The organism is Allobosea sp. NPDC055332, assembly GCF_053645455.1.
Map to the genome: position 1 here is coordinate 118,514 of NZ_JBSHMO010000002.1, position 23,857 is coordinate 142,370.

At 63.7% G+C, this 23,857-nt stretch carries 32 protein-coding genes; 23 read left to right on the forward strand and 9 right to left on the reverse strand.

Annotated features, from left to right (window positions below):
- Nucleotides 1-25 precede the first annotated feature (25 nt).
- Together ACWIGM_RS09085 and ACWIGM_RS09090 are read left to right on the forward strand one after the other, a co-directional pair.
- Complete coding sequence (locus tag ACWIGM_RS09085; RefSeq protein ID WP_454025614.1) at nucleotides 26-967, forward strand: oxidoreductase; 942 nt, start codon at nucleotides 26-28, stop codon at nucleotides 965-967.
- On the forward strand, nucleotides 964-1,227 hold the full coding sequence (locus ACWIGM_RS09090) for a hypothetical protein (RefSeq protein WP_454025615.1): 264 nt from the start codon (nucleotides 964-966) through the stop codon (nucleotides 1,225-1,227). Before ACWIGM_RS09085 ends, ACWIGM_RS09090 begins: the two co-directional genes overlap by 4 nt.
- 178 nt (nucleotides 1,228-1,405) lie before the next feature.
- Here the strand turns inward: ACWIGM_RS09090 and ACWIGM_RS09095 are convergent, their stop codons facing one another.
- The gene (locus ACWIGM_RS09095) at nucleotides 1,406-1,600 is read right to left on the reverse strand and encodes a hypothetical protein (protein WP_454025616.1); all 195 of its coding nucleotides are present in this window, start codon (nucleotides 1,598-1,600) and stop codon (nucleotides 1,406-1,408) included.
- 12 nt (nucleotides 1,601-1,612) lie between these two features.
- Nucleotides 1,613-1,828: a hypothetical protein gene (locus ACWIGM_RS09100; RefSeq protein ID WP_454025617.1), complete on the reverse strand. Its 216-nt coding sequence runs from the start codon at nucleotides 1,826-1,828 to the stop codon at nucleotides 1,613-1,615.
- 70 nt (nucleotides 1,829-1,898) lie between these two features.
- On the opposite strand from ACWIGM_RS09100, the gene ACWIGM_RS09105 reads away from it, so the two are divergent.
- The 9 genes from ACWIGM_RS09105 to ACWIGM_RS09145 all read left to right on the forward strand — a co-directional run bounded on the left by ACWIGM_RS09105 (nucleotide 1,899) and on the right by ACWIGM_RS09145 (nucleotide 9,177).
- On the forward strand, nucleotides 1,899-3,614 hold the full coding sequence (locus ACWIGM_RS09105; RefSeq protein ID WP_454025618.1) for a DEAD/DEAH box helicase: 1,716 nt from the start codon (nucleotides 1,899-1,901) through the stop codon (nucleotides 3,612-3,614).
- Between the two features lie 35 nt (nucleotides 3,615-3,649).
- Complete coding sequence (locus ACWIGM_RS09110) at nucleotides 3,650-3,793, forward strand: hypothetical protein (protein ID WP_454025619.1); 144 nt, start codon at nucleotides 3,650-3,652, stop codon at nucleotides 3,791-3,793.
- Nucleotides 3,783-4,352 (forward strand): MT-A70 family methyltransferase, encoded by a 570-nt coding sequence (locus ACWIGM_RS09115; RefSeq protein ID WP_454025620.1) that lies wholly within the window; start codon nucleotides 3,783-3,785, stop codon nucleotides 4,350-4,352. The genes ACWIGM_RS09110 and ACWIGM_RS09115 overlap by 11 nt, the downstream gene beginning before the upstream one ends.
- Nucleotides 4,342-4,680, forward strand: coding sequence for a TSCPD domain-containing protein (locus ACWIGM_RS09120; protein ID WP_454025621.1), 339 nt, complete (start codon nucleotides 4,342-4,344; stop codon nucleotides 4,678-4,680). The genes ACWIGM_RS09115 and ACWIGM_RS09120 overlap by 11 nt, the downstream gene beginning before the upstream one ends.
- Nucleotides 4,649-5,011 (forward strand): DUF6511 domain-containing protein, encoded by a 363-nt coding sequence (locus ACWIGM_RS09125; RefSeq protein WP_454025622.1) that lies wholly within the window; start codon nucleotides 4,649-4,651, stop codon nucleotides 5,009-5,011. Before ACWIGM_RS09120 ends, ACWIGM_RS09125 begins: the two co-directional genes overlap by 32 nt.
- On the forward strand, nucleotides 5,011-5,400 hold the full coding sequence (locus ACWIGM_RS09130; RefSeq protein ID WP_454025623.1) for a DUF2493 domain-containing protein: 390 nt from the start codon (nucleotides 5,011-5,013) through the stop codon (nucleotides 5,398-5,400). The genes ACWIGM_RS09125 and ACWIGM_RS09130 overlap by 1 nt, the downstream gene beginning before the upstream one ends.
- On the forward strand, nucleotides 5,390-7,678 hold the full coding sequence (locus ACWIGM_RS09135; RefSeq protein ID WP_454025624.1) for a bifunctional DNA primase/polymerase: 2,289 nt from the start codon (nucleotides 5,390-5,392) through the stop codon (nucleotides 7,676-7,678). Before ACWIGM_RS09130 ends, ACWIGM_RS09135 begins: the two co-directional genes overlap by 11 nt.
- 56 nt (nucleotides 7,679-7,734) lie before the next feature.
- Nucleotides 7,735-8,556 carry an HNH endonuclease gene (locus tag ACWIGM_RS09140; RefSeq protein ID WP_454025625.1) on the forward strand — a complete coding sequence of 274 codons (822 nt, stop codon included), beginning with the start codon at nucleotides 7,735-7,737 and terminating at the stop codon, nucleotides 8,554-8,556.
- Nucleotides 8,557-8,718: 162 nt separating this feature from the next.
- Complete coding sequence (locus ACWIGM_RS09145) at nucleotides 8,719-9,177, forward strand: hypothetical protein (protein ID WP_454025626.1); 459 nt, start codon at nucleotides 8,719-8,721, stop codon at nucleotides 9,175-9,177.
- Here the strand turns inward: ACWIGM_RS09145 and ACWIGM_RS09150 are convergent, their stop codons facing one another.
- Entirely contained in the window at nucleotides 9,178-9,384 is a 207-nt protein-coding gene (locus ACWIGM_RS09150) for a YlcI/YnfO family protein (protein ID WP_454025627.1), read from the reverse strand.
- Between the two features lie 71 nt (nucleotides 9,385-9,455).
- On the opposite strand from ACWIGM_RS09150, the gene ACWIGM_RS09155 reads away from it, so the two are divergent.
- Genes ACWIGM_RS09155 through ACWIGM_RS09165 form a run of 3 tightly spaced genes read left to right on the forward strand, consistent with a single transcriptional unit; the run spans nucleotide 9,456 to nucleotide 10,682 of the window.
- Nucleotides 9,456-9,695, forward strand: a complete 240-nt coding sequence (locus ACWIGM_RS09155; protein WP_454025628.1) for a hypothetical protein — start codon at nucleotides 9,456-9,458, stop codon at nucleotides 9,693-9,695.
- The gene (locus ACWIGM_RS09160) at nucleotides 9,695-10,063 is read left to right on the forward strand and encodes a hypothetical protein (RefSeq protein WP_454025629.1); all 369 of its coding nucleotides are present in this window, start codon (nucleotides 9,695-9,697) and stop codon (nucleotides 10,061-10,063) included. Before ACWIGM_RS09155 ends, ACWIGM_RS09160 begins: the two co-directional genes overlap by 1 nt.
- Nucleotides 10,056-10,682 carry a hypothetical protein gene (locus ACWIGM_RS09165; RefSeq protein WP_454025630.1) on the forward strand — a complete coding sequence of 209 codons (627 nt, stop codon included), beginning with the start codon at nucleotides 10,056-10,058 and terminating at the stop codon, nucleotides 10,680-10,682. The genes ACWIGM_RS09160 and ACWIGM_RS09165 overlap by 8 nt, the downstream gene beginning before the upstream one ends.
- Here the strand turns inward: ACWIGM_RS09165 and ACWIGM_RS09170 are convergent.
- The gene (locus ACWIGM_RS09170; RefSeq protein WP_454025631.1) at nucleotides 10,679-10,882 is read right to left on the reverse strand and encodes a hypothetical protein; all 204 of its coding nucleotides are present in this window, start codon (nucleotides 10,880-10,882) and stop codon (nucleotides 10,679-10,681) included. The two genes, ACWIGM_RS09165 and ACWIGM_RS09170, sit on opposite strands and share 4 nt — an antisense overlap.
- A gap of 83 nt (nucleotides 10,883-10,965) precedes the next feature.
- Here ACWIGM_RS09170 and ACWIGM_RS09175 point away from each other — a divergent pair, with 83 nt between their 5' ends.
- From ACWIGM_RS09175 to ACWIGM_RS09190, 4 genes are all read left to right on the forward strand, one after another.
- Nucleotides 10,966-11,286: a hypothetical protein gene (locus ACWIGM_RS09175; protein WP_454025632.1), complete on the forward strand. Its 321-nt coding sequence runs from the start codon at nucleotides 10,966-10,968 to the stop codon at nucleotides 11,284-11,286.
- Nucleotides 11,283-11,864, forward strand: coding sequence for a hypothetical protein (locus tag ACWIGM_RS09180; protein WP_454025633.1), 582 nt, complete (start codon nucleotides 11,283-11,285; stop codon nucleotides 11,862-11,864). The genes ACWIGM_RS09175 and ACWIGM_RS09180 overlap by 4 nt, the downstream gene beginning before the upstream one ends.
- A gap of 180 nt (nucleotides 11,865-12,044) precedes the next feature.
- Nucleotides 12,045-12,185: a hypothetical protein gene (locus tag ACWIGM_RS09185; RefSeq protein WP_454025634.1), complete on the forward strand. Its 141-nt coding sequence runs from the start codon at nucleotides 12,045-12,047 to the stop codon at nucleotides 12,183-12,185.
- A gap of 195 nt (nucleotides 12,186-12,380) precedes the next feature.
- Nucleotides 12,381-13,541 carry a tyrosine-type recombinase/integrase gene (locus tag ACWIGM_RS09190; RefSeq protein WP_454025635.1) on the forward strand — a complete coding sequence of 387 codons (1,161 nt, stop codon included), beginning with the start codon at nucleotides 12,381-12,383 and terminating at the stop codon, nucleotides 13,539-13,541.
- Between the two features lie 468 nt (nucleotides 13,542-14,009).
- Here ACWIGM_RS09190 and ACWIGM_RS09195 read toward each other — a convergent pair whose 3' ends face one another.
- The gene (locus ACWIGM_RS09195; protein ID WP_454025636.1) at nucleotides 14,010-15,062 is read right to left on the reverse strand and encodes an ABC transporter substrate-binding protein; all 1,053 of its coding nucleotides are present in this window, start codon (nucleotides 15,060-15,062) and stop codon (nucleotides 14,010-14,012) included.
- 463 nt (nucleotides 15,063-15,525) lie between these two features.
- On the opposite strand from ACWIGM_RS09195, the gene ACWIGM_RS09200 reads away from it, so the two are divergent.
- From ACWIGM_RS09200 to ACWIGM_RS09210, 3 genes are all read left to right on the forward strand, one after another.
- Entirely contained in the window at nucleotides 15,526-16,923 is a 1,398-nt protein-coding gene (locus ACWIGM_RS09200) for a patatin-like phospholipase family protein (protein WP_454025637.1), read from the forward strand.
- A gap of 135 nt (nucleotides 16,924-17,058) precedes the next feature.
- Nucleotides 17,059-17,808, forward strand: coding sequence for an alpha/beta hydrolase (locus tag ACWIGM_RS09205; protein ID WP_454025638.1), 750 nt, complete (start codon nucleotides 17,059-17,061; stop codon nucleotides 17,806-17,808).
- A gap of 81 nt (nucleotides 17,809-17,889) precedes the next feature.
- Nucleotides 17,890-18,576: a lysophospholipid acyltransferase family protein gene (locus ACWIGM_RS09210; RefSeq protein WP_454025639.1), complete on the forward strand. Its 687-nt coding sequence runs from the start codon at nucleotides 17,890-17,892 to the stop codon at nucleotides 18,574-18,576.
- Between the two features lie 28 nt (nucleotides 18,577-18,604).
- Here the strand turns inward: ACWIGM_RS09210 and ACWIGM_RS09215 are convergent, their stop codons facing one another.
- The gene (locus ACWIGM_RS09215; RefSeq protein WP_454025640.1) at nucleotides 18,605-19,273 is read right to left on the reverse strand and encodes an EipA family protein; all 669 of its coding nucleotides are present in this window, start codon (nucleotides 19,271-19,273) and stop codon (nucleotides 18,605-18,607) included.
- A gap of 213 nt (nucleotides 19,274-19,486) precedes the next feature.
- Between ACWIGM_RS09215 and ACWIGM_RS09220 the strand changes: the two genes are divergently transcribed.
- Nucleotides 19,487-20,827, forward strand: a complete 1,341-nt coding sequence (locus ACWIGM_RS09220; RefSeq protein WP_454025641.1) for a sensor histidine kinase — start codon at nucleotides 19,487-19,489, stop codon at nucleotides 20,825-20,827.
- 7 nt (nucleotides 20,828-20,834) lie between these two features.
- On the opposite strand, the gene ACWIGM_RS09225 is transcribed toward ACWIGM_RS09220, so the two are convergent.
- The 3 genes from ACWIGM_RS09225 to ACWIGM_RS09235 form a co-directional block, all read right to left on the reverse strand.
- Nucleotides 20,835-21,518, reverse strand: coding sequence for a response regulator transcription factor (locus ACWIGM_RS09225; RefSeq protein WP_454025642.1), 684 nt, complete (start codon nucleotides 21,516-21,518; stop codon nucleotides 20,835-20,837).
- A gap of 148 nt (nucleotides 21,519-21,666) precedes the next feature.
- On the reverse strand, nucleotides 21,667-22,302 hold the full coding sequence (locus tag ACWIGM_RS09230; protein WP_454025643.1) for an outer membrane protein: 636 nt from the start codon (nucleotides 22,300-22,302) through the stop codon (nucleotides 21,667-21,669).
- A gap of 199 nt (nucleotides 22,303-22,501) precedes the next feature.
- Complete coding sequence (locus ACWIGM_RS09235; protein WP_454025644.1) at nucleotides 22,502-22,780, reverse strand: hypothetical protein; 279 nt, start codon at nucleotides 22,778-22,780, stop codon at nucleotides 22,502-22,504.
- 460 nt (nucleotides 22,781-23,240) lie between these two features.
- Between ACWIGM_RS09235 and ACWIGM_RS09240 the strand changes: the two genes are divergently transcribed.
- On the forward strand, nucleotides 23,241-23,819 hold the full coding sequence (locus ACWIGM_RS09240; RefSeq protein WP_454025645.1) for a L,D-transpeptidase: 579 nt from the start codon (nucleotides 23,241-23,243) through the stop codon (nucleotides 23,817-23,819).
- Nucleotides 23,820-23,857 lie beyond the last annotated feature (38 nt).

The following is a 23,857-nucleotide window of genomic DNA, read 5'->3' on the forward strand; positions in this document are numbered from 1 at the left end:
ATTCCCTCCATTCTACAGGCGCGCCTTGGCCACCCTCCCCGCCACCACCACGATTAGCCCGACCGTCCTGGCTATCTATGCTGCTTACGAAGCGGCCAATGAGCAATGGGACTCGCTCGGCATATCGGTCGGGGAGATCGGCAATCCGTGTGACCGCGCGCTCTACTACAACCTGCGCTGGGCTTCGGCACCGGAAGACATCGAAGGCCGTAAGGTCAGCATCTTCCGCACTGGCGACATGTGGGAAGAGCGCATGGTGGCGGATCTTGAGGCCATCGGCGTCGAGGTGTGGGGGCAGCAAGAGCGTATCCGGCTCGCATCGGGACACGTCCGCGGCAAGATCGACGGTCGGGCGCTCGGCATCGTTGAGGCGCCCAAGACCGAGCATCTGATGGAGTTCAAGAGTTCCAACACCAAGGCGTTCGCCAAGATCAAGAAGGACGGCTGCCGCAAGGCAAAGCCGCTCCACTTCGCGCAGTGCCAGGTTGGTATGCACGCGCTGGGGCTCAGCCGGGCCGGGTACATGGTCACGAATAAGGACGACGACGAGCGTTACTTTGAACGTGTCGAGTACGACGCCGACTACTGCTTGCGTGCCCTGGCGCGAGCCGAGCGCATCATCTTCAACGACGAGCCGCCCGCGCGGCTGCACGAAGACCCGAACCACAAAATGGCGTTCGAGTGCGGTTGGTGCCGGCATCGAGGCGTTTGCCATGAGGGCGCGATGCCACGGGTGACGTGCCGATCGTGCTTGTTCGCCTCGCCAGAGCGGCACGGCGATGGGGCTTGGTCCTGCGCCCGCTGGCAGAAGCCGCTGGGTCTGGATGAGCAGAGGGAAGGCTGTCCGACGCATCTGTTCGTGCCCGGAATGGTTGCGGGGGAGCAGGTCGACTTCGACGAGGCCGAAGACACCGTCACTTACCGCCTTGCGGACGGCAGTATTTGGATTGATGGGGCGAGCGCGTGAAAGCTGACAACGACAATACGCTTTACTTCCTTTCCGTCTGCGCCGGCATTGAGGCCGCGTCGCTTGCCTGGCACAACCTCGGCTGGCACGCGTGCCTTCTGTCGGAAATCGAGAAGTTCCCACGCCGCGTACTTGCTCACCACTACCCCGACACCCGCCTGTGGGGCGACTTCACCGCGCTGCGCGTTCGCCATCTGCGTCGCATGGGCCTGCCACTGCCCGCCGCCAACGACAACGCAAAAGCCCGCCATGCAGCTTAACGCTCTTCGGGATGGCGCTCTAGAATCCCAATGGCCCACTCGACCCAGTCGGGAATTTCGCGGTCACCGGCCTTCCAGCGCCGAACGGTTCGCGCGTCAACATGAACTCGCCGCGCCAGCGGAGACTGCCAATCCGGCCCGTACAGCGCGGCGGCGCGGCGTTCAAGGTCGGCGGACGTCACAGGGACGCAGCGTATTCACGCCAAACCTGCCGCCCCTCCTCGGTGACGTTGGCTCGCCTGATGGCTGCAGCGGCCATGGCCTTGCGCGAGACAAGGCTCGTGCCTTGACGTTCCATCATGGCGATTCCTGCGCGGACCTGATCGGCCGTCATCGGAATTCCGGCGCGAGCTTGGGCGTTGGTACGTTCCATGGCCTCGGTTCCTCACAAAGCGAATTCGCCAGTAGCCATCTTCACCTTGAAGCGGTCGCTGCGGGCATAGATGCACTTGTTTTCACGGATAGCCGACACGATCCGCGAAGCAATGCGGTTTGCGCCTGAAAGGTCCTTCCAGCCAGCCACGAACTGCCGAGCTTCAGCAACCGTCTGGTGGATGGCCAGAACCCGGTCTTCAGCGGTCAGCGTGAAATAAAGCGTCATGGCCGTTCTCCTTGTGTGACTCCTTTATAGGGCCAATGGCCCTATATGTCAACAGCCTTGAAGGACAATCATGCCCATCCGCTACTACCAGCGCGAAGCCGTAGACAGCATCTTTGACTATTGGAAAGAAGCCGACGGCAACCCGCTGGTCGACATGGCGACTGGCGTGGGTAAGTCCATCACGCTTGGAACGCTGTTCGAGGAGCTTATTCGGGACTATCCCGATCTGCGCCTGCTCAACGTCGTGCATGTGATTGAGCTGGTCCTTGGCAACTACGCCGAGTTCCTTGGCCTGTGCCCGTTCGCACCTGCCGGTGTCGCCGCCGCAGGCGCGAACCGTCGCGATTACAAGGCGCAGGTTCTCTTCGGGCAAATCCAGTCGATCTACAACAAAGCCGCGGAAATCGGCCACGTCGATGTGCTGGCGATCGACGAAGTGCACCTAGTGCCCAACAAAGAGAACGCAATCTACCGGCAGTTCATCGATGGCCTGCGCGAGATCAACCCTGACCTGAAAATCGTTGGCCTGTCCGCCACGGTCTATCGCCTTGACTCCGGCCGCTTGGACGAAGGCGACGACAAGCTTTTTGACAGAGTAGTCTACACCTATTCCATCCGCCAGGGCGTGGACGACGGCTACCTTACCCCGCTCTCGAGCAAGCCGCTCAGCACCAACTACGATGTTGCTGGCGTCAGCAAGTCGATGGGCGACTACAAGTTCAGCGACTACCGCGAGGCAGTGGACACCGACGACCTGAACCAGCGCGTCGTGCAGGAAGTGCTGGACGTTGAAGGCGCGCGCAGGAAGTCGCTGATCTTCACTCGTGGCGTCGAGCACGCCAAGCGCATGCGCGACGCCTTCCAACTGGCCGGGCGCGCCGTTGAGGTGGTGCACGGCGGCACGCCAGCGGGCGAGCGCCGTAAGCTCATCGAGGCGTTGAAGTCAGGCGAACTGTGGGGTCTGGTCAACGATAATGTGCTCTCCACCGGCACGAACATCGTCGGCGTCGACCTTATCGTCGATTGCTACCGCACCATGTCGGCGGCCAGGTACGTTCAGCGCGCCGGCCGCGGCACACGTGTCGTTTACCCGCCCGGCTTCAACCCCGAGGCCGTGGATGCGGCGGCGCGCCGTGCCGCGATCGCGGGGCACATCAAGCCAAACTGCCGCTACATGGACTTCGCTGGCAACATCAAAGAGCACGGGCCGGTTGATATGATCGAGCCGCGCCGCCCCGGTAAGGGCCAAGGCGAGGCGCCGATCAAAGTTTGCCCTAGTTGCTTCGAAATCAACCATGCATCGGTACGGCGGTGCTCCTGCTGTGGGCATGAGTTCGACATCGAGGAGAAGCCGCGGTTTGAGGCCCGGTCGGACACTGCGCCGATCTTGAGCGTGACGACGTCGGAGTGGATCCCTGTCCGCCGCAGGCAGTTCAAGTATCACGAAAAGCTTGGTGGCCTTCCCAGCGTGCGCGCCGAATTCACGTCTGGGCTGACGCTCTACAAGACCTGGCTTTGCCCGCAACACACGGGGTTCGCAAAGAGCAAGGCGGACAGGTGGTGGAAAAGCCACGGAGGTGCCGTGCCGTTCCCTGCCTCAGTGGATGAGTGGCTAAGCCGCGCCGGAGAGCTTCGCGATACGGCTGAGATAAGCATAAAGCCGAAGCCGGGAAGTAAGTTCTGGGACATCGTCGACTGTAAGCCCGCCGCGAACGACAACATACCCGTAGCGAGCAACGACAATGCGCCATGGGCTGAAGTTTTAGACGACGACATTCCGTTCTAGTTGCGCGGCGCGCAACCGGAACAACAGGAGTAAATATGACACCAGCAGACGTAATCTTGAGATTTCTGGTCAATAACCCTCAACCGTTGGGGTTGCCCCACCTGGCTGCGGCGATCGTGATGGTGCTGCAGCACGCCGGTTTTGAGATTAAGCAAAAGGAGCCGGTGCATGCGGAGTGAGCCGCTACCGGCTGGAAAGTTCGGCGCGATATTAGCCGATCCACCGTGGTCGTTCCGGACCTACGCCAACGACAACGTCGCGCCAGCACGCGGAGCGCAGCCGTATAGCGTGATGTCCCTATCGGACATCACGGCGCTGCCAGTTACGGACGTGGCCGCAAAAGACTGTCTGCTGTTCATGTGGACTGTTTCGCATCTTCAGCGCGAGGCATTCGACGTCGCGGAGGCTTGGGGCTTCAAGCCGGTCTCCGTCGCCTTCGTATGGGACAAAGGCCGCATGGGCATGGGTTATTGGACCCGGCAGGAAGTCGAGATTTGCCACCTGTTCAAACGAGGCAAACCGCGCCGACAGAGTAAGGGAGTCCGTTCTAAGATCACCGCGCAGCGTCGCGAGCACAGCCGCAAACCCGACGAGCAATACGAGCGCATCGAGGCTCTTTGCTCCGGTCCTTACCTCGAGCTGTTCGCTCGTCAGTCTTGGCCGGGTTGGACCGCTTGGGGAAATCAGACGAATAAATTCGCCAACGACAACACCAAGGACCAATCTCTTGCCGCGTGAACGCCTCTCCAATCGCCGCGAGTCTGAGAACATCACCTTCTGGCACGCCGGGCGCGAGTACATTGCCAGGGTCAGCCACTACCCAGACGGTCGCCTTGCCGAGGTCTTTTTGGACAACGGCAAGGTCGGCTCGGATGCGCAGGTAAACTGCCGTGACGCGGCGGTCGCCATGTCGCTGTTACTGCAGCACGGCTGTAGCGCTGACGATGTTCGCCGATCCCTTAGTCGTACGGAACGCGGCGAAGCCGAGTCAGCGATCGGCGCGCTGTTGGACCTTTTGGCGGCGGAGGCCGCCAATGACAACAAACTGGCGCGCCATGCCTCCTAGGCCGCACGTCAATGACCCCGCCGATTGCTTCGTCTGCAAGCGGCGCGCGGTCGGAGTCGGCGCTGGCAATCCTGGCGGCAATCCACGCTGGGTTTGCGCTGATTGTATCCCTTACCTCGCGGAGATCCGGACGGTGCGAAAGTTTGACCCCTACGAGCTCACGGCGCGGGCCGATGCCGGCGAAAAGGCGGGCGAGTACTTGGACCAGATCGGCAAGACGGACTTGGCGGACCTGACTGAAGAGCAATGGCTGACGTTCCTGAAAACCGTCATCGGCGAGTTTGGCGATAGCTTGCGCCGGCAGGTTGCTGAATTGAGGGCGCCGTTCTGATGCGCATTTTGGTCTGTGGCGGCAGGAATTACGCGGATCGTGCTGCGCTCTACGCGACGTTGGACAAGATCGTCCCGCGCACGCCAGAAGATGAATACGGCAATTGGCTGCCTGCGGGTGTCACCATTATTCATGGCGCGTGCCCTACTGGAGCGGACCACATGGCGGATGAATATGCCGTCGTGAACTGGTGCGCCTTCGAAGAGTACCCAGCCGACTGGCGCAAGCACGGGCGCGCAGCAGGACCAATCCGCAATCAGCAAATGCTCGACGAAGGCAAGCCAGACGTCGTTGTCGCGGCGCCCGGCGGCAAGGGCACCGCAGACATGGTGCGCCGTGCGAACGCGGCCAACATCCCGGTTATCGAGGTTCCTGCGCATGTTCACTAAGCCCCCCGCCGACTCTCCTTATGCGCTCTATGGCGAACCTCTCGTCGAGCAGGGGTATCACGCCATCCCCTGCCGCCCTGGCTCAAAGCGGCCTGGCGCTATCATAGGAGGACAGTGGTTCGGCCGTAATGACTGGCAGCAGTATTGCGACCGCAAGCCGACCGACTATGAGCTCAGGACTTGGACTCGCTGGCCCGACGCTGGCATTTGCGTCGCGCTCGGCAACGGTGTGGTTGCTGTTGATGTCGACACGGACGCAGACGAGCTGCGCTCCGCGCTCGCGTCGGTACTGCCGCTGTCCTATGTCCAAAAGCGCGGCGACAAAGGCTTTACCGCGTTCTACCGCGGCTCGCCGGCTATCCGCAGTGCTGCCTTCAACATCAACAATCAGCGCGTGCTGGACCTGCTGGCGCACGGCAAGCAGACCGTTGTGCCGCCGACGATCCATCCGGACACGGGACGCCCCTACGTCTGGCTTACCGACGAGACGCTGTTGAATACGGCGCCGGAAGATTTGCCTTTGCTGCCTGACGACATCGCGGAGCAGATCGCCGCCGTGTTGGCGCCGCATGGTTATGCGCCGCAACACGCGGTCGCGCCGTCTGTGGAAGGCTACGGCCATAGCATTTGGCGCGAGGTCAACGACCGGGCACTTGCCGACCTAGACAAGTGGGTTCCTTTTCTGGACCTTCCTAAGCTCAAGCGTACGCCGAAGGGCTTTGTAGCCGTTCCGTTCTGGCGTCCGTCGAACCGTGGCCGACCTCTTCACGAGCGCGCTCCGAACCTGAAAATCACGACAACCGGAATCATGGATTTCCATGACGGGGACCGCGGCTACACGCCGCTGGACGTCGTGATGAAGGCTTTGGGCTGCGGCTTGGACTATGCCGACGACTGGCTGCGTGCTCGCATTGGGTACAACGAGCCTGCGCTGTACGGGCTAGAGCCTTGGTTCCCGAAGGTGGCAGCGGAGAAGGACAAGGAGGCAGCTTCCGCAGCGCCGCCGCCGCCGGCCCAGCCGCAAGAAGTGGGCGCCCCCCGCAGCACGGTCGACCCGTTTCCGCCGCGCTCGGCGGGCGGGCTTATCGAGGCCGTAGCGCGCTGGACGCTCGAAACGGGGCGGCGGCCCGTCCCTGAGTTCGCCATGATGACGGCGGTGGCATTCGCCGCGGGGCTGTACGGTCGGAGGTTCGTTGGTCCGACCGGTGTTGGGTTGAACGTGTACCTTGTCGGTCTGGGCGCGTCGGCTCTCGGCAAGGGGCATCCGCTCAAGGCGCTCCGAACGATAGCGAACGACTGCAATATGCTGCACATGGTTGCCGCAGGTGTGCCGACGTCCGACTCCGCGATTGAACGGATGCTGCGAAAGCTTCCTAGCCAGGTCCTGCCGCTGGACGAGTTCGGCTTGCTGATGCAGTCGGTGAACGGACGCAATAGCTCGAGCTGGTCGCAGACCGTGCGCCGAGCTCTGCTTGAGGTCTATTCGCTATCCACTGACATGTGGATGGGTAAGCAATTCTCCGACCCTAAGCGGCCCGACCCGGAGCCGCTTCACTGCCCGACGCTGACGCTAATGTCGGTGACGACGCCTACGACGTTCTATGACGGACTTACGGAAGCCAACCTTAGCGACGGCTTCCTGAACCGCATGACTGTTATCCATGCGACCGAGATGCCGGACAGGCAAGAGGCGGAACCGATCATGACCGCGCCACCGTCATTGGTTGCGGCCGTCAAGCAGGCCGAAGAGGGCGCGCGTCCATCGGGTTTTGCTGGCGCAGCGTACCGCGACCCTAACCAGCGCCCTAAGATGGCGGCGGTGCCGTGGGCGACGGAAGAGGCCAAGCAGCGCTGGCTTTGGATTGAGGACTGGCAGATTGCTCAGATCGAAGAGCGTAGCGGCCATGAAGGCATCGTTGGCCGTGCCGCTGAACAGACGCAGAAATTTGCGACGCTACGAGCGCTTTCTCGCGATGGTAAGGCGGCGCGCGTGACGTTGGACGACGTCGAGTGGGGCTATGCAATCGTCCAGCGCTCCATCGACTGCCTTGACCGCGGCATCGCCGAGTTCATGTCGGGTTCTGAGTTCGAAGCTGTGATGAAGTCGATCCTGGCAGCCCTCAGGCGCGCCAAGGGGGGCGTTCTGGCCAGGTCTGTCCTGTTGCGGCAGCGAGGCGTGTCTAAGGTTGATACGCGAACGGTAAATGGCGCGCTGGACCGGCTCGTTGAGACGGGCGAGGTGACGCGAACCGGCCAGAGCGTGAAACTTTGCGCATAATGGTTGACAACCATATGTAACCAACCTATATCTTGGTTCCAATTGGAGTTTGGACCGTGCGCAAAAACCGCCAGACAAGAGCATTGCCTAGCGTATCAACCATTCTGGAACACGTGTCATATGACCCTTCGTCCGGGATTTTTCGATACAAGAAGAACCGTATTGGTCGGTATCTTAAAAAGAAGGGCGAAGTAGCCGGCGGCATTTCAAATGGTTACGTACTGATCTCCATTTCGGGTGCGGTTTTTGGTGCGCACAGATTGGCCTGGAAGATTATAACCGGGTCCGATCCGGTCGGTGTTATCGATCATAAGGACGGGTGTAAAAGCAATAATTCGTGGTCAAATTTGAGAGACGCTAGCTTTTCTCAAAACTCTAGAAACAGAAGAACTGGCAAAAACAATAAAACCGGTCGAAAGGGCGTAATATACCGCTCTTCTATCAATAAATACACTGCTGACATTCGCATAGGAACGTTCGACAAGGTGGAAGACGCGTCGGCGGCGTATGATAGAGCGGCTTTACTTCTGCACGGCGAGTTCGCGCGAATTAACGCATCCAACGATAACTTTCATCCGGAGACTCGTGGCATGGGCAAGGTTTCTGAAAAATACGACGTCGCAGCGTATGTGTCGCTGAAGAAGAGCGGTGCGGAGGCCATGCTTGGCTCAGATGGCATGTCCGCGCGTGTCGGTAGTGACATCGCCGGCTTGATGGCAAAGCGCGCGCATGAGCGCCATTTGATCGCAATCAATCACTGTGCCGCTTGTGCTTTGCGCCTGCTGGACATCGATGGTGCATTGCTTGCTGCTCGCTGGCGGCGGCGGTTCTTGGTCTATCCGCTTGGCGTGGCTGCGGCCTTGAAGGTGGCCGCGTGATGGTCGCGACAGAACAGGGAATAATCGTCGCTTTTGCAATCGGGTTCTTGGCGGGCGGAGCCGCTGTCTGGGTGGCGAAGGCAATCGGGCGGGCTTGGGACCGTTGGCGCGATACTTCGGATCCGCTCGACGATCCGCGCAACTGGCATTGAGGGCTGTAGCATGACCAACGCCCCCACCCCCAGCGCCGACGAACTCCGGACACTCGCAGCGTACAACGGCGCTGGCGCGAATGACACGATCCGCGAGGGGCTTCGCAAAGCCGCCACCCTCATCGAATCCCAGCGCGCCACCATCGAGAGGGTCACAGCGGATCGCGACCGAGCGGAAGACAAGCTCGCCAGGATGACGCACGACCGCGATGAACGGTGGGCTCGTCAGCAAGCGGCAGAAGCCCGCGTCACCGCCATCGAAGCGGAGAAGGCGGAACGCGAGGAAGTGGTGCTTGCTGGCCTGACTTCGGACATCGCCCGCGAGATCGAGGCGCACGACGCTTTCGATTGCCCGGATGGCTGGACCTATGTCCGAGCCGCCAACGACATCGCTCAGCGATTGGTCGAGCGGTTCGGCCGTGTCCAAGCCCTCTCCCGCTCCAGCACGGTGGCCGGCGATGGCGCGTGATCAGGTCTTGGGCTTGTCGCGCTCGCGTTTGCGCAGCTCTGCCTCCACCGCGACCCGGATGAAGTCGGATCGCTTCTCCCTTTCGGCTAGCGCGGAATCGATCCGTTGCAGCGTCCCGAGCGGGAAGCGTGCTGGGGTCTGCTCATCGTTGATCTTCGTGCGTCCCACACGCTTGGCGATATCCGCCGCCGGGTCTGCCGTCAACATTTTCTGATATCACCTATTGACCGTTTATCTGATATCACCTATTTAGATGATATCAGATTGGAGGACAAGAGATGAACGCGATTTCGAAGACGGTCCGCACCGGATATGCCCTGAACCGCTATTATGTGAGGGCCATCAAGCGCGGCGGTAGGGTCGCTGGATATGGCGTCTACGACAGCGTGGGCGGCATGGAAGTGGAGCATGAACGCTTCCCGATCGCTGACGATGCGGCCGACCGTGACGGAGCTGCATTGGCCACGCTTCATCTCGCCAACCTCCTTCGCGACGACCTGAACGCGGAGATTCGATGATGGCCAAAGAGTTCGCCTACACGGTTCGCGGCCACTGGCCTTTCCCGACTGACATGCTTCGACATGATGGATCGCGGGCGGCCACGTCTGATGATCAGGCTGTAATCGATCGGCTCAGCGGAGAATTCGCTCCAGATCGCGGCGCGTTCGAAGATGCCGAGGTCAAACTGATCGGCTCCTGGAAGCCGAATACAGCGCGCTGGGAGAGTTTCGGCTGGTCGGTGCCGGCTGATGTTGAACATCAGATATGGAAGGGCTGGCACCAGAAAGAGAACGAACGCCGCGCCCTGATTGAAACCGCGCTGGCCAAGCTGACGCCCGACGAGAAGGCGGCACTCAATCTCCCGAAAGGTCCCGCCAATGGCTGATGTGGTGGAGAGCGGCATCGACGCCGCAGCCGAAGCGTTCAAGCGGATGCACGGAAACGTCTGCTACCCGAGCGCTTCCGATGGTGAAGCGAAGTGGGCTGCCGAGGAGATCGTCAAAGCCTACCTCGGAAGCGCCCGCCTCTCGCAGGCCGGTGCGGGCGGTGTGGTGGTCACGACCGACATGGTCAACGCGGCTTGGAACGAGGCCAAGACCCGCCGCATGACAGGGCTCCCGACGGATTTTCGCGCTGTTCTCGAAGCCGCCCTTACGGCCAGCCCGAGCGCGGGGGAGCCGGTGGCATATGCCAGCACCGGTCAAATCGCCGCATTGGAAGACAGGCCCGCTGATGAAGGCGGCGTGTACATCCCGCTCCGCAAGACCCCGGTCGGTCTGTTCCAGATGCCCCTCTACGCTACCCCTCCCGCGACGCCCGTCCAGACCGCGAGCGTGGAGGCGGTGCTGTCCGCCTACGAACAGCAAACGGAGGAACTCCCGCTTGGCGCCTCTGGCCCCGAGAGAGGGAACAGCACCTACAATTGGCGCAAGCTCATCATCAAGGAGCTTCGAGAACTCGCCGCCTCCCTCACCCCGGCCCCGGCGCAAGAGGATGGGGACTAGCCTTTGGCTTTCTCTCGCTCGCGGCGCTTCAGCTCGCGCTCGATAGCCTCGCGGATGAGGTCGAGGCGCACTTCGTCCTGACGCAAAGCGGCGTCGATCCGCTCCGTCGTTCCTTCTGCCATCGGCAGGGTGATTCGTTCCGTCCAGAGCTTCTTGCGACCCACGCGAGGCGGAATTGCATGCATATGAAATTCGGTCAAGGCGCACCTTTTTCGTATCTATGATATTGACGTTATCATAAGTACGATATAGGTTCAATCGTAGATACGATTGGAGATCAAAAATGGACGCCAACCCAACCAAGCCAGGCATCTATTGGGCCGCGCTCGATAATGGCGACGAGGTCGTTGAAGTCGTGCTTCTCCGTCTCGTCCCTTACCCCAACGCACCCATCGAGGACGGCATCATCGCCGAGTTCTTCGACGGCACCGGCCGCTATGCCGAGATGAAGGATTTCGGCCAGAAGGTCATCCAGCCTCACCGGCGCGTCGTGACCTTCTTCGTGGAGAACATGCAGAGGGGCGAAGACACTCGCATCACGTGGCTGGGCAAAGCGAAGCCACCGCGCGGGTCCGTTAAGCCCGGCCAGAGGATCGCCCCATGACCAAGCCCACCCCCTCTCCATCGCCCGTGTCTGCTCCATCGCCCGTGTCTGCTCCATCGCCTGCGGGCGGGGTAAGGGAGGCGTTGGAGAAGATCGACGAAGCTCGCAAGTCAGTCTGGAGTAGCTATCGGCATCTGGCAGCCCGCGAAGTCGCGCTCATGAACGACGCGCATGATGCCGTCGCCGCCCTGTCCTCTCCCGAGCCCGTATCTGCTCCCGCGAATGGGGAGGTGGAGGGCCGGGATAAGCTGGCCCGCAAGCTGTATGCGACGTATCTGCACGAGACGAACAGAGGCACCAGCCGCGTCAACCTTGCCGGCGTCGACATGGACGAATGGTTCGATACCAACGCCTCGATGCCGCTCAGCGGGCCGCCATTCGTCGCGCTTTGGAGCGCAATGGCAGAAGCCGCCCTCAACCCCGCCCCCGGCCATGGGGAGGGGGTGCCTGTGGCGTGGCGCCGACACGAGGCGTTCGACAACGAAACGGCTGGCTGGGAATTCTACCTGCATCAAGTTGAAGGGGCCGAGCCCCTCTACGCCCACCCCGCCACAGGCGAGAAGGAGGTCGGGTCGTGAGTCGGTTCCCCGAGTACGAGCCGGGTGCGCAATTCCGGTGCAGCATGGGTTGCGGCACCTTTCGGCGCGACCGATGCAACACCTTTCGAGGTTCGCTCTGCTGCCCGCGCTGCGGCTGGCGCTGGACGCTAACCTACGTTCCCGGCCGCCAAGCCCTGCGCACCAGCGACGGAGGCAAGGATGCGTGAGAATTTAGTGAGCGCTTGTTGGGTGTTGGTTCTGGCGCTTTGCATTGCCGGCATTTTTCTCGGCGTAGCCCCTTATCCAGCCAACCCCGCCGGCATAGCCGCCCTCAAGGAGGCCAGCAGCCATGCCGACTGACATGAAGGCGGCTGTACCAGCCAACGACAACTGGCCTCTAGGCGCTGTCTACACGCTCGAGGAAGCCGCGGCGCAGATGCGCGCCAGCAAGAGCGCGGTTGCCCGTACCGCCCGCAAGCACGGGCTTTGTTCTATTTTCGGACGCGAGCTACGCTTTAGCGATAGTGATGTCCTGGCTATTTGGGATGCGATGCGATGCCCCTCAAACTCGTCCAGCGTAAGGGCAGTGACAACTGGTACATCCGGGGCACCGTCCGCGGACAAAGCCTTTTCGAGTCTGCGGGCACGAGCGACCGCCGAAAGGCTGAAGAAGTCCGAGCAAAAACGGAAGCGCGCCTCCTAGACGAGACAATTCACGGGAAGAAGCATACTGCCACATTTGCCGAGGCGGCAGATGGTTTCATTGCGGCTGGCGGCGCGAAACGGTTTCTGTACGAGCAGAAACCGAACGGCGACGAGACCGGCGTCGCCGTGCACCTTGGCGAGTACAAACTTGCCGAGATCACTCAAGAGATATTGGATCGCCTGGCCGCAAAGCTCTACCCAGACGCCCAGCTGGAGACCCGACTGCGTCAGTTTTACACGCCGTTCCGAGCCGTCTGGAACTTTGCCGCGACCGAGGGCTGGGCAGACGTCCGCAAATGGCGCCTGCCGAAAAAGCCCAAGGGAACAAACGTCGTCCGGATCAAGAAGGAGAGATCCGGCTCGGCGCCGACATCCTATGAGCACGCAGCCAAGTTTGTTGCCGCCATGTCACCGGCTCCAGCCATGGTGATGACAGCGCTGTTCTTCACGGGCATGAGACCGATTGAACTTTTCGCGCTTCAGGCTGATGACGTGAACGTTAAGAACCGCTGGCTTGTCGTCCGCAAGAGCAAGACCGGCGAGCCCCGCGGCGTGCCGATGCACGAGTTCCTTGTGCCGCTATTCGAGTCGCTGCTCAAGCGAAACAGCTTGGCAGAAGACGGACGAATATTCAGGGCACCGCGAGGCGAGCCCTACCCGATTAAGGAGAACGAGGGCGGTCAGCTTAAGACCGCAATCAACGGCGCGCGCCGACGGTCCAAGATCAAGGACGTGTCGCCCTACACGGGTCGTCATACCGTCTCGACGCAGCTCGTCGTCAACGGCGTGCACCCGTACATCAAGGATCAGATACTAGGCCACGCCGCCGACGATATGTCGAGGCACTACACCAATATCCCGCAGCAGCCGCTTATCGACGCTATCAACACGATCGTCGTGACGCCTGGCTGGAAGAAGCTCGAGTGGCTTGAAGACCCGCTGGGCTGGTCTGCAAAGCTCGCCGGCTGCCAGGGCAAGCGGACAGACTTGGAAAAGAGGAAGAAGTCGTGAGACGGGAGACGTTCCGAATCTTTTTTGAACTGGACGGCAAAGACTACGCCTACCGGACATGGATAGGCGTTCCGCGTTTAGGCGAGAGGGTAATGTTTCAGTTAGCCGACGGCCCGCAATCTCTCTTTGTGGATGACGTTCTTTGGGGCACCGCCATCGACGACGACATACAAGACGGCCCGACAGTCAATATCCGACTCGTGAGATCGAAGCCGGAACCTCAGCCTAAACCACAAGGACCGGCCTAGTCGCCGGTCCTTTTTCGTTCTATAGATGTCCCGCGGCCAAGAAACGCAGCCAGTGCATTTTCAGTACACAGTGCACAGAGCACCCGCTAACTCTAGAAATAGCGTCGCTTTTTACTTCTATCCACTCCCTTCACACGGGAGGGGTCACAGGTTCGATCCCTGTGCCGCCCACCATTTCTCCAAAAATTTGCAACGGACCCGAGGCGAGAACCTCGCATCGTCACTTCGCGCGAGCGAGCGTGCGGATACGCTCGGCATCCGGCGGCAGGAACGAGCGGTCGAACACCTCGCGGACCGACGGCTTGCGCGGCAGCTTCTTGGCCTCGACGATGAGATCGATCAGCCGGCCGAGGCGTCCGTCATCCATGTCGCCGATGCCGATGCGTGCGCCCTCGGGATGCGCCATCTCGGCGGCGAAGGTGCCGACCAGCCGCGTGCGGTTCACCTCCGGTGCGATCGAAACCTTGCGCTTCGACAGCGTCTCGATGGCGACGTCCGGATTGGCGATGGCGTCCGCCAGCGCGCGGTTGAAGGCGCGCACCATCCCGGCCAGCGCCGCCTTATCGGCGTAGAGCTCGCGCGTGACGAACAGGCCGTTGCCGTACATGTCGGGCAGATGCTCGGCATAGGTCAGGAAACGCAGCTCCTTGCGCCCGTCGATGCCGAGCGGGGCCACCGAGGCGATGATGGTGTTGACGAAGCCGAAGGCGCCATCCATGCCGCTGCCCTTCAGCATCTCCGAGACCTGGCTGGCCATCGGCTTGTCCGTCGGCACGACCTTGACCCTGGATTGATCGATCCCGGTCGACTTGCAGAACATGTCGAAGGTCACCAGCGCCGCGTCATGCGTGTCGCCGATGATGGAGCGTCCCTCCAGATCCTTCGGCGTATGGATCGGACCGCTCGCCGGCACCGCGATGGTGAAGGGCACGGAGTTGAAGGTCGTCCAGATCGCCACCGGCCCCTCATTGGGCGGCGACATGGCGATGCGCTGGATCAGCGCGCTGATGTCGCCATAGCCGGCATCATAGGCGGGCGCCCGCACCTTCGGCACGACGGCAGCGGCGCCGTCGCCCGGCGAGAACTCGACGTTGAGGCCGGCCTCGCCGAGATAGCCCTTGTCCGCGGCCAGCAGCAGGAAGGAGACCGGGCCGCTATAGGAGGTGTTGAGCAGCAGCTTGATCGTCCTGGCCTGAGCCGTGGCCATGGCCGGAGCCAGCACGGCAGCCGATGCGGCGGCGAGCGAGAAGGCGCGGCGTGTCATCTTTGGCATGGTCTTTCTCCCCTCGGTTGATTTTTGTTGGTGAGGCGGTGACGGGGGCGATGGCCGCCGCAGCCGCATCTGTCCGGGACGGCAGCTCGGTCATTCTGCTCGATCGAGAATGAGAGAGGCCTGGAACGCGGCCGATGGCATGAGCCGCTCCCGAACCGCTGGATCCGGTTCGCCGCCCCAATGTCCTTGCCGCCCGCTTGCGCGCCATAGCGACAGCCCCTGATGCACTGAATGTGCATACAATATGAGTATGCAATCTTGCGCAAGGCTGGTCGCCACGATCACTGAGCCGCGTCGTCGCCGGCTAATGCGCAGCCGGGGAGCGACTTGGCTGGATTGGCGGCTGCGACGCCTCGATCGCCACTGCCGGCAGCGGCAATGCTCGGACAATGAGCATTGACGAGACAACCTGCGCTCGCAGGGCGCCAGGCGAATCGGCGTCGCGCGGCGGAAAGCGCGCGACATGGCGGTTGCCCCGACGCACAGGACCGGCCCGGCCCGTTCGCCATATCGGCAAGCGGCTGCGACATTCTTCGTGCTCGTGCTGCTGGCCACCAGCCTCGTCGCCTGCGCCAGCCCGGCGAACAGGCCCTCGAACCTGCGCCGGACACTGACGACGCCGGCTGCCCGGTCGTTTGCCTCGGCGAGCGAAACCGGCTCGACCGCAATCATACTCGCCCTCTCGGGCGGCGGAGCGCGATCGGCCGCTTTCGGATATGGCGTGCTGTCGGAACTGGCGGAGCAGCAAGCGCCCGGCCATGCCGGCCGCTCGCTGGCCGACGAGGTCATCGCAGTCGCGGGCGTCTCCGGCGGCGGCATCCTCGCCGCGCATTTTGCCCTGCATGGTCCGCAGGGTCTGCCGGCCTTCCGGCGCGACTTCCTCGACCAGGATCCGGAAGGCGCACTGCGCACCAGCTTCACACCGGAGAACCTGCTGCGCGGTTATCGCGGCGGCATCAACGACCTTTCGGGCCTCTCCGATTGGCTCGACACGCAGCTCTATCACGGCGCAACGCTCGGCGACCTCGACCAGCCCGGGCGGCCAAGGCTCCTCCTGCACGCGACGGAGCTCTATAATCGCACCCCCTTCCCCTTCGACCGCGACAGTTTCCAGGCGATCTGCAGCGACTACGACGCGTTTCCGCTCGCCCATGCCGTCGCAGCCTCATCGGCCGTGCCGGTGCTGTTCGCGCCGGTCGTGCTCGAGAACTTCAATCCGACCTGCCCCGCCTCGGACGGCGGCAGCGTGCCAGCTGCCGGTCGCTCCACCTTCGCCCGACATGTCGAGGCTTCCCAGGCGCGCTATGGGAGCGAGGCGGAGCTGCACTATCTCAAGCTGCTCGATGGCGGCCTCGTCGACAATCTCGCGGTGCGCAACCTCATCCGGGCCATGAACCGGCCGGCACCGGCGCTCGTATCGGCGACGGCCGCACAGCGGCTGCGCCGCGTCGTCGTCATCGTCGCCGACGCGTCGATGCGGGTCGGCGGCGAGATGTCCCAGGCGATCGACGGGCCGAATGCACCGGAGACGATCACCGCCTCGCTCGACGCCATGATCGACAATGCGAGCCGGGCCAGCCTCGATGCGCTGGATCGCGAGGCTGCGAGCTGGCGAGATCGGCTGGTCCGTTGGCGCTGCGCCCTCGTAGCCTCGAAGCCGGGCTGCAGACAGCTGCAGCTCACGATCGTGCGCCTGTCCCTAGCCGATCTCCAGTCGCCCACGGAAAGAAGCCGAATCCTGCAACTGCACAATAAGCTGACGCTGAGGGCCGAGGAGGTCGACTTCCTCGCCGGTCTCGGCCGCCGGGTCCTGTCGGGCAACCCTGACTACCGCCGGACGATCGAAGCTCCACTCCCCTGACGAATGGCTATGAAACCGGCTGCACATCTCGTGCAATGTAGCCACAGAATCCTAGGCGGCAGGCGCAGGCGCGACACGGTGACGGTGGCGCGCGCAGTTCTGCGACGCTTTCAGGTGAATGGGTGACTTAACAACATGATCGGATATCAGCAGCGTTTCCTGCGCGCCCTCGGCGTGCTGGCGGTCCTATCGTCGTTCGCCATCCCGTCATCGGGCCGGGCGGAGACGCCGATCACGGTCAAGGGCGGCGAGACCGTCACGATCGCCGGCGTCCGCAGCATCCTCATCCGCGCCGCGCATTCCAAGGGCAGCGTGATCCTGCTCACCGGCGGTGATGGCCGCCTCGAGGTCGGCAGCGGCGCGCGCTTCGGCAAGGCTGGCGACAATGTCCTGATCCGCAATCGGGACGCCTTCGTCGCGCAGGGCTACAATGTGCTGCTCGCCGAACTCGGGACGAGCCTCTCAGCCGCAGTCGACCATATGGCAGCGATCAAGCGCCCGGTGATCGTGGTCGCCACCAGCATGGGCACGCAGCGTGCCGCCCAGGGAATTGTGGAGGGCGCCATGCCGGACAGGCTGGTGCTGACCTCGGGCCTCCTCAGCAAGGCGTCAGGCCCCGGCGAGACTAGCGTCCAGAGCATACTGGGGACACCGAACCGGCTGCCGCGCACGCTCGCCCTGCATCATCGCGAGGATCGCTGCCGCTTGACGCTGCCCGCCGGCGTCGCCCCTTTTCAGGCTTGGGCGGGGGGGCGCGTCCAGGTCGAGTGGATGAGCGGCGGGCAGGCCGATGAGGCCAATCCCTGCCGCTTCAGTGCACATCACGGCTTTGCCGGGCAGGATGAGGAGCTCGTCGCCCGCATCGTCAAGTTCATGATGCGCTGAAGAGGCGGCCGCAGGGCCGCGCAATGTTGGAGCAAGCCGACGCGCCGATCCCTCCATCGGAATCACCGTGGAGATCGGATCATGCGATTCGGCAATGGGCAATCTGCGGCGTTCGCCGGCCGCGCCTTGCACGTCTACCTCGACTTCGTCCAGCGCACGACCCGGTTCAAGCCGGCGATCCCGGGCGCGAGACCGTGGGAGCGCAGCCGCGAGCCCTTCATCGCCCTGACCTGGCACGGCCAGCAGATGCTCAGCCTCGCCGCACTCGACGGCGCCTCGCAGGTGGCGATCCTGACCTCGCTGCATTTCGACGGGGCGGTGGTCGCCTCGGTGGTCGAGCGGGCGGGCTTTCGCGTCATTCGTGGCTCGGGCACGCAGAGCCGCCCGAAGATCAAGGTCAAGCGCGCCGTTCCCGCCTTCTTCGAGATGCGCGAGGCGCTCCGTGAAGGCACCAGTCTCGTCCTGACCGCCGATGTCCCGAAGATCGCCCGCGTCGCCGGCAAGGGCGCCGTCCAGCTCGCGCGCGCCACCGGCCGGCCGATCTATCTCTTCGCCGCGGTGACCAGCGCCCGCGTCGACCTCGACAACTGGGACAGGGCCAGCATCGCCCTGCCCTTCGGGCGCGGCTGCGTGCTCTGGTCGGAGCCGCTTTATGTGCGCCGGACGGCCGATGAGCGCGAAATAGGCCTGATCGCGCTGGAGATTTCGAGCCAGCTCGACGAGCTGCATGCCACGGCGCACCGCCTGCTCGACAGCCGCCGCCGCTAGGAGGCAAGCCCTGGCTTCACAGAATCCGTCAGCGGCCCGGCGGCGCGCAATCGGCCGGCGTGGCGCAGATCCGGCCCGGCGGACGCAGCTGCTCGGGTGCCCCCGCCGGCTCGATGACAATGCGGCTGAGATCCCCGGAAAAGCGCAGGCCGAGGCCGGAGGAGATCAGAACGATCCGCGCCCGGGCGGAGGCCAGGATGGTGGCGTTGGCGCCGGCGAGGAAATGGGCGCTGCCGCCGAGGCTGGCATAGGTGCCGAATACGTCCTCGTAGCGATCCAGCCCGTAGACCAGCATGATCACCCGGCCATAGTCGGCGCCGAGGCCGATGCCGACCGAGAGCGCCGACCAGGTCACCGGAATCGGGATGCCGTCGGAGAAGCGCAGCTCACCGCTGCCATGGCGCCCACCGACCACAAAGGAGCCGCTGAGCTCACCGCCGACGATATAGGCGTTCGGCTCGCCGAAGAGCGCGAGCGAGCGTTCGATCGGGAGGCTGACCGTCTTGGTGGTGGTGTCGAAAACGCCCTCGACGAAGCGGAAGATGTCCTGCCGCGAGGTCGTCGGCAGCTGGCCGGCCCGAACCTCACCCTTCGTCACGGCTCCTTGCGCGAGCACGAGGCTCGGCACGAGGGCCAGCAACGTAGCCAACATGACGCGCAGCGAAGGCCAACTCCAGATGACGCGCAACGCAGACATCAGGCCGGCAGCTCCGGAAGAGAGTTGAACGGCAATGGCGATACGGTCCATGCAGAGACTGGAAGGGGCGAACGCCCCACTCCGCAACCCATACCCCGATCGAGGTTCCGTGACGACCCGTGACGCCGCATCGATCCCCGCCCGGCCGCACCCGGCAGGTCTGCTCCTGCAAGCGGACCGCTTTGCCATGCGGCATGATGGTGGGGACCGGCCATGACGTCGCTGTCGCGCGCCCTCACCCTGCGCCTGTCGCTGCTCGGCATCGTCCTGTTCACCGCCTTCATCGGCGCCGTCATCGCCTTCGCCCTGATCACCGAGGATCCAGGCGTCCTGCGCAATGACGTCACCTCCCAGATCATCCAGCAAAGCGTGCGCCAGCCCTCAGGCAACGCCTTGCAAGTCGAGAAGACCGCCGGCCTATCCCGGATCGAGCGTACCAGCCCCTCGCTTTGGTACCTCGTCTCCGATGGACGTTCCGTCGTCGAGTATGCGCCAGAATTGCGGCCGGGCCTGCCGATCGACATCCGGCTCGACGGTCCGACCATTGCCGCGCAGATGCGGGTCGGCGGCGACAATGCGCTCGCCTTCGACGTGATCGAGAAGGACGGCAACCGCGTCATCGTGGCGACCGGTGGCGGCTTGCCCGGCTGGGACCTGATTCTCAGCTACTACCTGCGGGCGATGGCCGGCTCGGCGCTGGCGATCTCGGTGGTCTTCGGGCTGCTGATCGCCGGCGCGATCGCGATGTCGGTGTCCTATATCGGCGAGCGGCTGCGCAGCGCCGCGGAGGCCGCAGCGAAGATCGATCCGAGAGCGCCGCGTGGCCTGCTGCCGACCGAGGAGACCCCGATCGAGCTGATGCCGCTGACCACGGCGCTCAATGCGGCGCTCGACCAGATCGCCGGGAACATGGAGGTGCAGCGGCGCTTCATGAACAATGTCGCGCACGAGCTGCGCACCCCGCTCACCGTGATGCGCGGCCGGATCGACGCGCTGCCGAACGACCAGATGCGGCTCGCGCTCACCACCGACGTCAGCCGGCTGACCACGATCGTCTCGTCGATGCTGCAGCTCGCCCGGCTGCACAGCACCGAATTGCCGTTCGAGCCGCTGCAGCTCAACCGGATCGCCCGCGCGGTCCTGGCCGATCTCGCGCCCATGATCCTGAACAACGATGCCGACGTCGCCCTGGAGGAGGAAGGTGAGCGCCAGTCGCTGATCGAGGCCAACGAACCGACGGTACGGGCCGCCATCGCCAACCTGGTCGACAACGCGCTGCGCCATGCCCAGGCGAAATCGACGATCCTGGTGAAGGTGATCGACGGCGCCGTGGTCGAGGTTGCCGATGACGGGGTGGGAATCGAGGTTGCCGATCGCCCGCAGGTGACCGAGCCCTTCAACCGGATGTCACCGAACTCCACCGGCGCCGGGCTCGGCCTGACGATCGTGCGCGACATCATGGCCGCCCATGGTGGGACGCTCACCATCCTCGGCCGGCCGGGCGGCGGCACCAAGGTGCGCCTCGTCTTCCCGCCGCGCGAGACCGGCGGCTGAGTTTGCGCTACTGCGCCAGCTCCGATGTCCGCATCATGTAGCCGATGCCGCGCAGCGAGGTGATCTCGACCCGGGCGCCGGCTTCCTTGAGCTTACGCCGCAGCCGCGAGATCTGCGCTTCGAGCGTGTTGGACTCGATCAGATCGTCGAAGCCGTAGACCGCCTCGATCAGGACGTCGCGGGTGACGACGCGGCCGACGCGCTGGACCAGTGCCTCGAGGATCAGCGCCTCGCGTCGGCGCAGGTCGAGCATTTCGGAATCGACGGAGGCGCTGCGCCCCTCGAGATCGAGCGAGAGATTGCCGGCGGTGATCACCAGCGAGCGCTTGGGGTTGCGCCGGCGCAGGATGACCCGCAGGCGGGCCAGCAGCTCCTCCGGCTCGAAGGGCTTGATCAGATAATCGTCCGCGCCGGTGTTCAGGCCCTCGATCACGTCGGCCTTGGCGTCACGGGCAGTCAGGACCAGGAAGGCGGGCCGCGTCTCGGCGGTGCTCAGTGCCTTGACGATCGAGAGGCCGTCGCCATCGGGCAGGCGCCGGTCGACGATGGCGATGTCGAAAGGGGTCGAGCGCAGGGCGGCCAGCGCCGCATCGATCGTGGTCGTGCGATCGGCGATGAGCCCGGCATTGGTGAGGAGCGAGGACAGGAAAGCCATCAATTGTGGCTCGTCCTCGACGATCAAAGCGCGCATGGACAGGTCAAATCAGGGTGCACGGATGGAACGTGATGCCGGAATAGGGGCGAAATATCCAGACGCATCACGCTCCATCCATGCCTGGGCGCGGCCATTAAGGCCACAGGGCAGACCGGGGCGGTCTCCCGCCCCGGAGTTTCGAGGATCAGAACCGGTAGTTCAGGCCGGCCTTGACCAGGTGCTCGTTGACGCCGACGCGGGCACGGCCGGTGGTGAACTGGAAGTTCTGCTTGCCGAGCGAAACGTAGTTGTATTCGAGCTTGGCGGAGAGGTTGTCGGTGATGCCGTATTCGGCACCGGCGCCGACGACATAGCCGACCTTGCTCTTCTCCTTCGAGACCAGGCCGTCGCTCGCCTTCAGGCTGCCATAGGCGACACCGCCGAGACCGTAGACCAGGAAGCGATCGAAGGCGAAGCCGGCTCTAGCCTTCAGGGTGCTGACATAGCGCATGTCGGCGCTGGTGCCGCCCGTGCGCTTGGCGCCCTTGCCGAGACCGTTCATCGAGATGTCGGCCTCGAGACCGGTGACGAGACCACCCAGCTGCAGGTTGTAGCCCATCTGGCCGCCGAGCAGGATTTCGTTGCGGCTCTTCTTGGCAGTCCCCTCGAAACGGTCGAATGAGGCACCGGCATGCACACCGGCATAGACGCCGTTCCAGTTATAGGCGCGCGGCTGCGAATAGACCGGCTGGTATTGCTGCACCGGCACGCGACGATCGGCTGCCATGGCCGGTGCTGCGAGCAGGGCCAGCAGGCCAACCATCGGGATGGAACGCTTCATCAAAGACTCCTTGCGGCGGCCTAGGTCGCCGCCGACGCATCAGGCTTGCGACCGCAGGTCCGCGCATCGGACCGGGTCAGCACGGCGCAGATTGCGTGCGAAGATTACGGCAACGTTGCCCGCCATGCGGGCAACGGCTCAGGGACAGATAGATCGGAGGCTTGCAGCCGGACGTCGGACGAGAGCGTCGGCAGGCTGCTCAGTTCCGGGCGCTGCGCCCGGAAGGCTGCTGGAAGTCCCTCGCGCCGTTCGCCCATTCGGCCAGCGGCGCGGTCGCCATGAACTGCTCGATCGCGAGCAAGGTGATGTCGCCGGAATGGCCGGACCGGCGCAGGCCAAGAATCAGGCGCGCGAGCCATTCGCGATGCGGATTCTCGAACGGCCCATAGATCGGCCCGACGTGCCGCCAGGCCTCGTGAAAGGCCGTTCCCAGGGCATCGAGCTCTTCCGGCCCGGCATTGAATTGGCAGGCAGGCATGGCGAACCTCCCGGCGTTTCGCAGAACCGGACCAGAGCCGGCCCGGCTTTGCAATCGGAAGTTGCCCCTTGTTCGAAGATTAGGGGAACGGGCGGTTAACGACAATCCGAAAAGCCGCAGCAGGCAGCGCACGATCTCGTGCGGCGCCAGAGGCAGATCGGCGCCTGTGGCGGCCCCGACCGAATCAATCCGCCGCATCGTGAAGCAGGCTCACGCGGAAAAGGCACCTGGTCCGCCTTGGTTCTGTCCGAAAAGCGCCCAAATCGGACCAAGCGACGCACAGACGCCCACGCCTGTTGCAGCCCCGCAACGGGCGCCTCGAAAGCTCGAAAGGTCGCGTCGATGTGAACGCCGGTCGATTGAACGCCAGCCCTGGCTCTGCCAGAGATTTGGGGAATTGTTGACGTTTTTCCGTCACCTTTCCCTGCGCCCGCCACCCTCCAATCCGCCCGAGGCCGAAATGCTCCGCTTCCTCCGTTTGGCCCTGATCGCCGGCACGGCCTTCGCGGCTACCGCGACCGCTGCCGTCGCCGAAATCGACCCGCTCACTCGCCAGCCGCTCGTCACCTATGTCGATCCCGCCAAGGCGCAGGCGACTGCGATTCCGCGCGAGGTCGTCTCCTTCAGCGGCACCTATCGCCCCGGCACGATCGTGATCAACACGAGCGAGCGCCGTCTCTATTTCGTGCTGCCCGACGGCAAGGCCGTCCGCTACGGCGTCGGCGTCGGTCGCCCTGGCTTCGAGTGGGGCGGCAGCCAGACCATCACCCGCAAGGCCGAGTGGCCGGGCTGGACCCCGCCGTCGCAGATGCTGAAGCGCCGTCCCGACCTGCCGCGCTTCATGCCCGGCGGCCCGGAGAACCCGCTCGGCGCCCGCGCCATGTATCTCGGCTCGACCCTCTACCGCATCCACGGCTCGAACGAGCCGGAGACGATCGGCCAGGCGGTCTCCTCGGGCTGCATCCGCATGCTGAACGAGGACGTGATCGACCTCTACGAGCGTGCCAAGGTCGGCACCCGCGTCGTCGTCGCCCGCTGAGCGGCGGACGTATCGGAGTTTTGCGAAAGGCCGGCCTC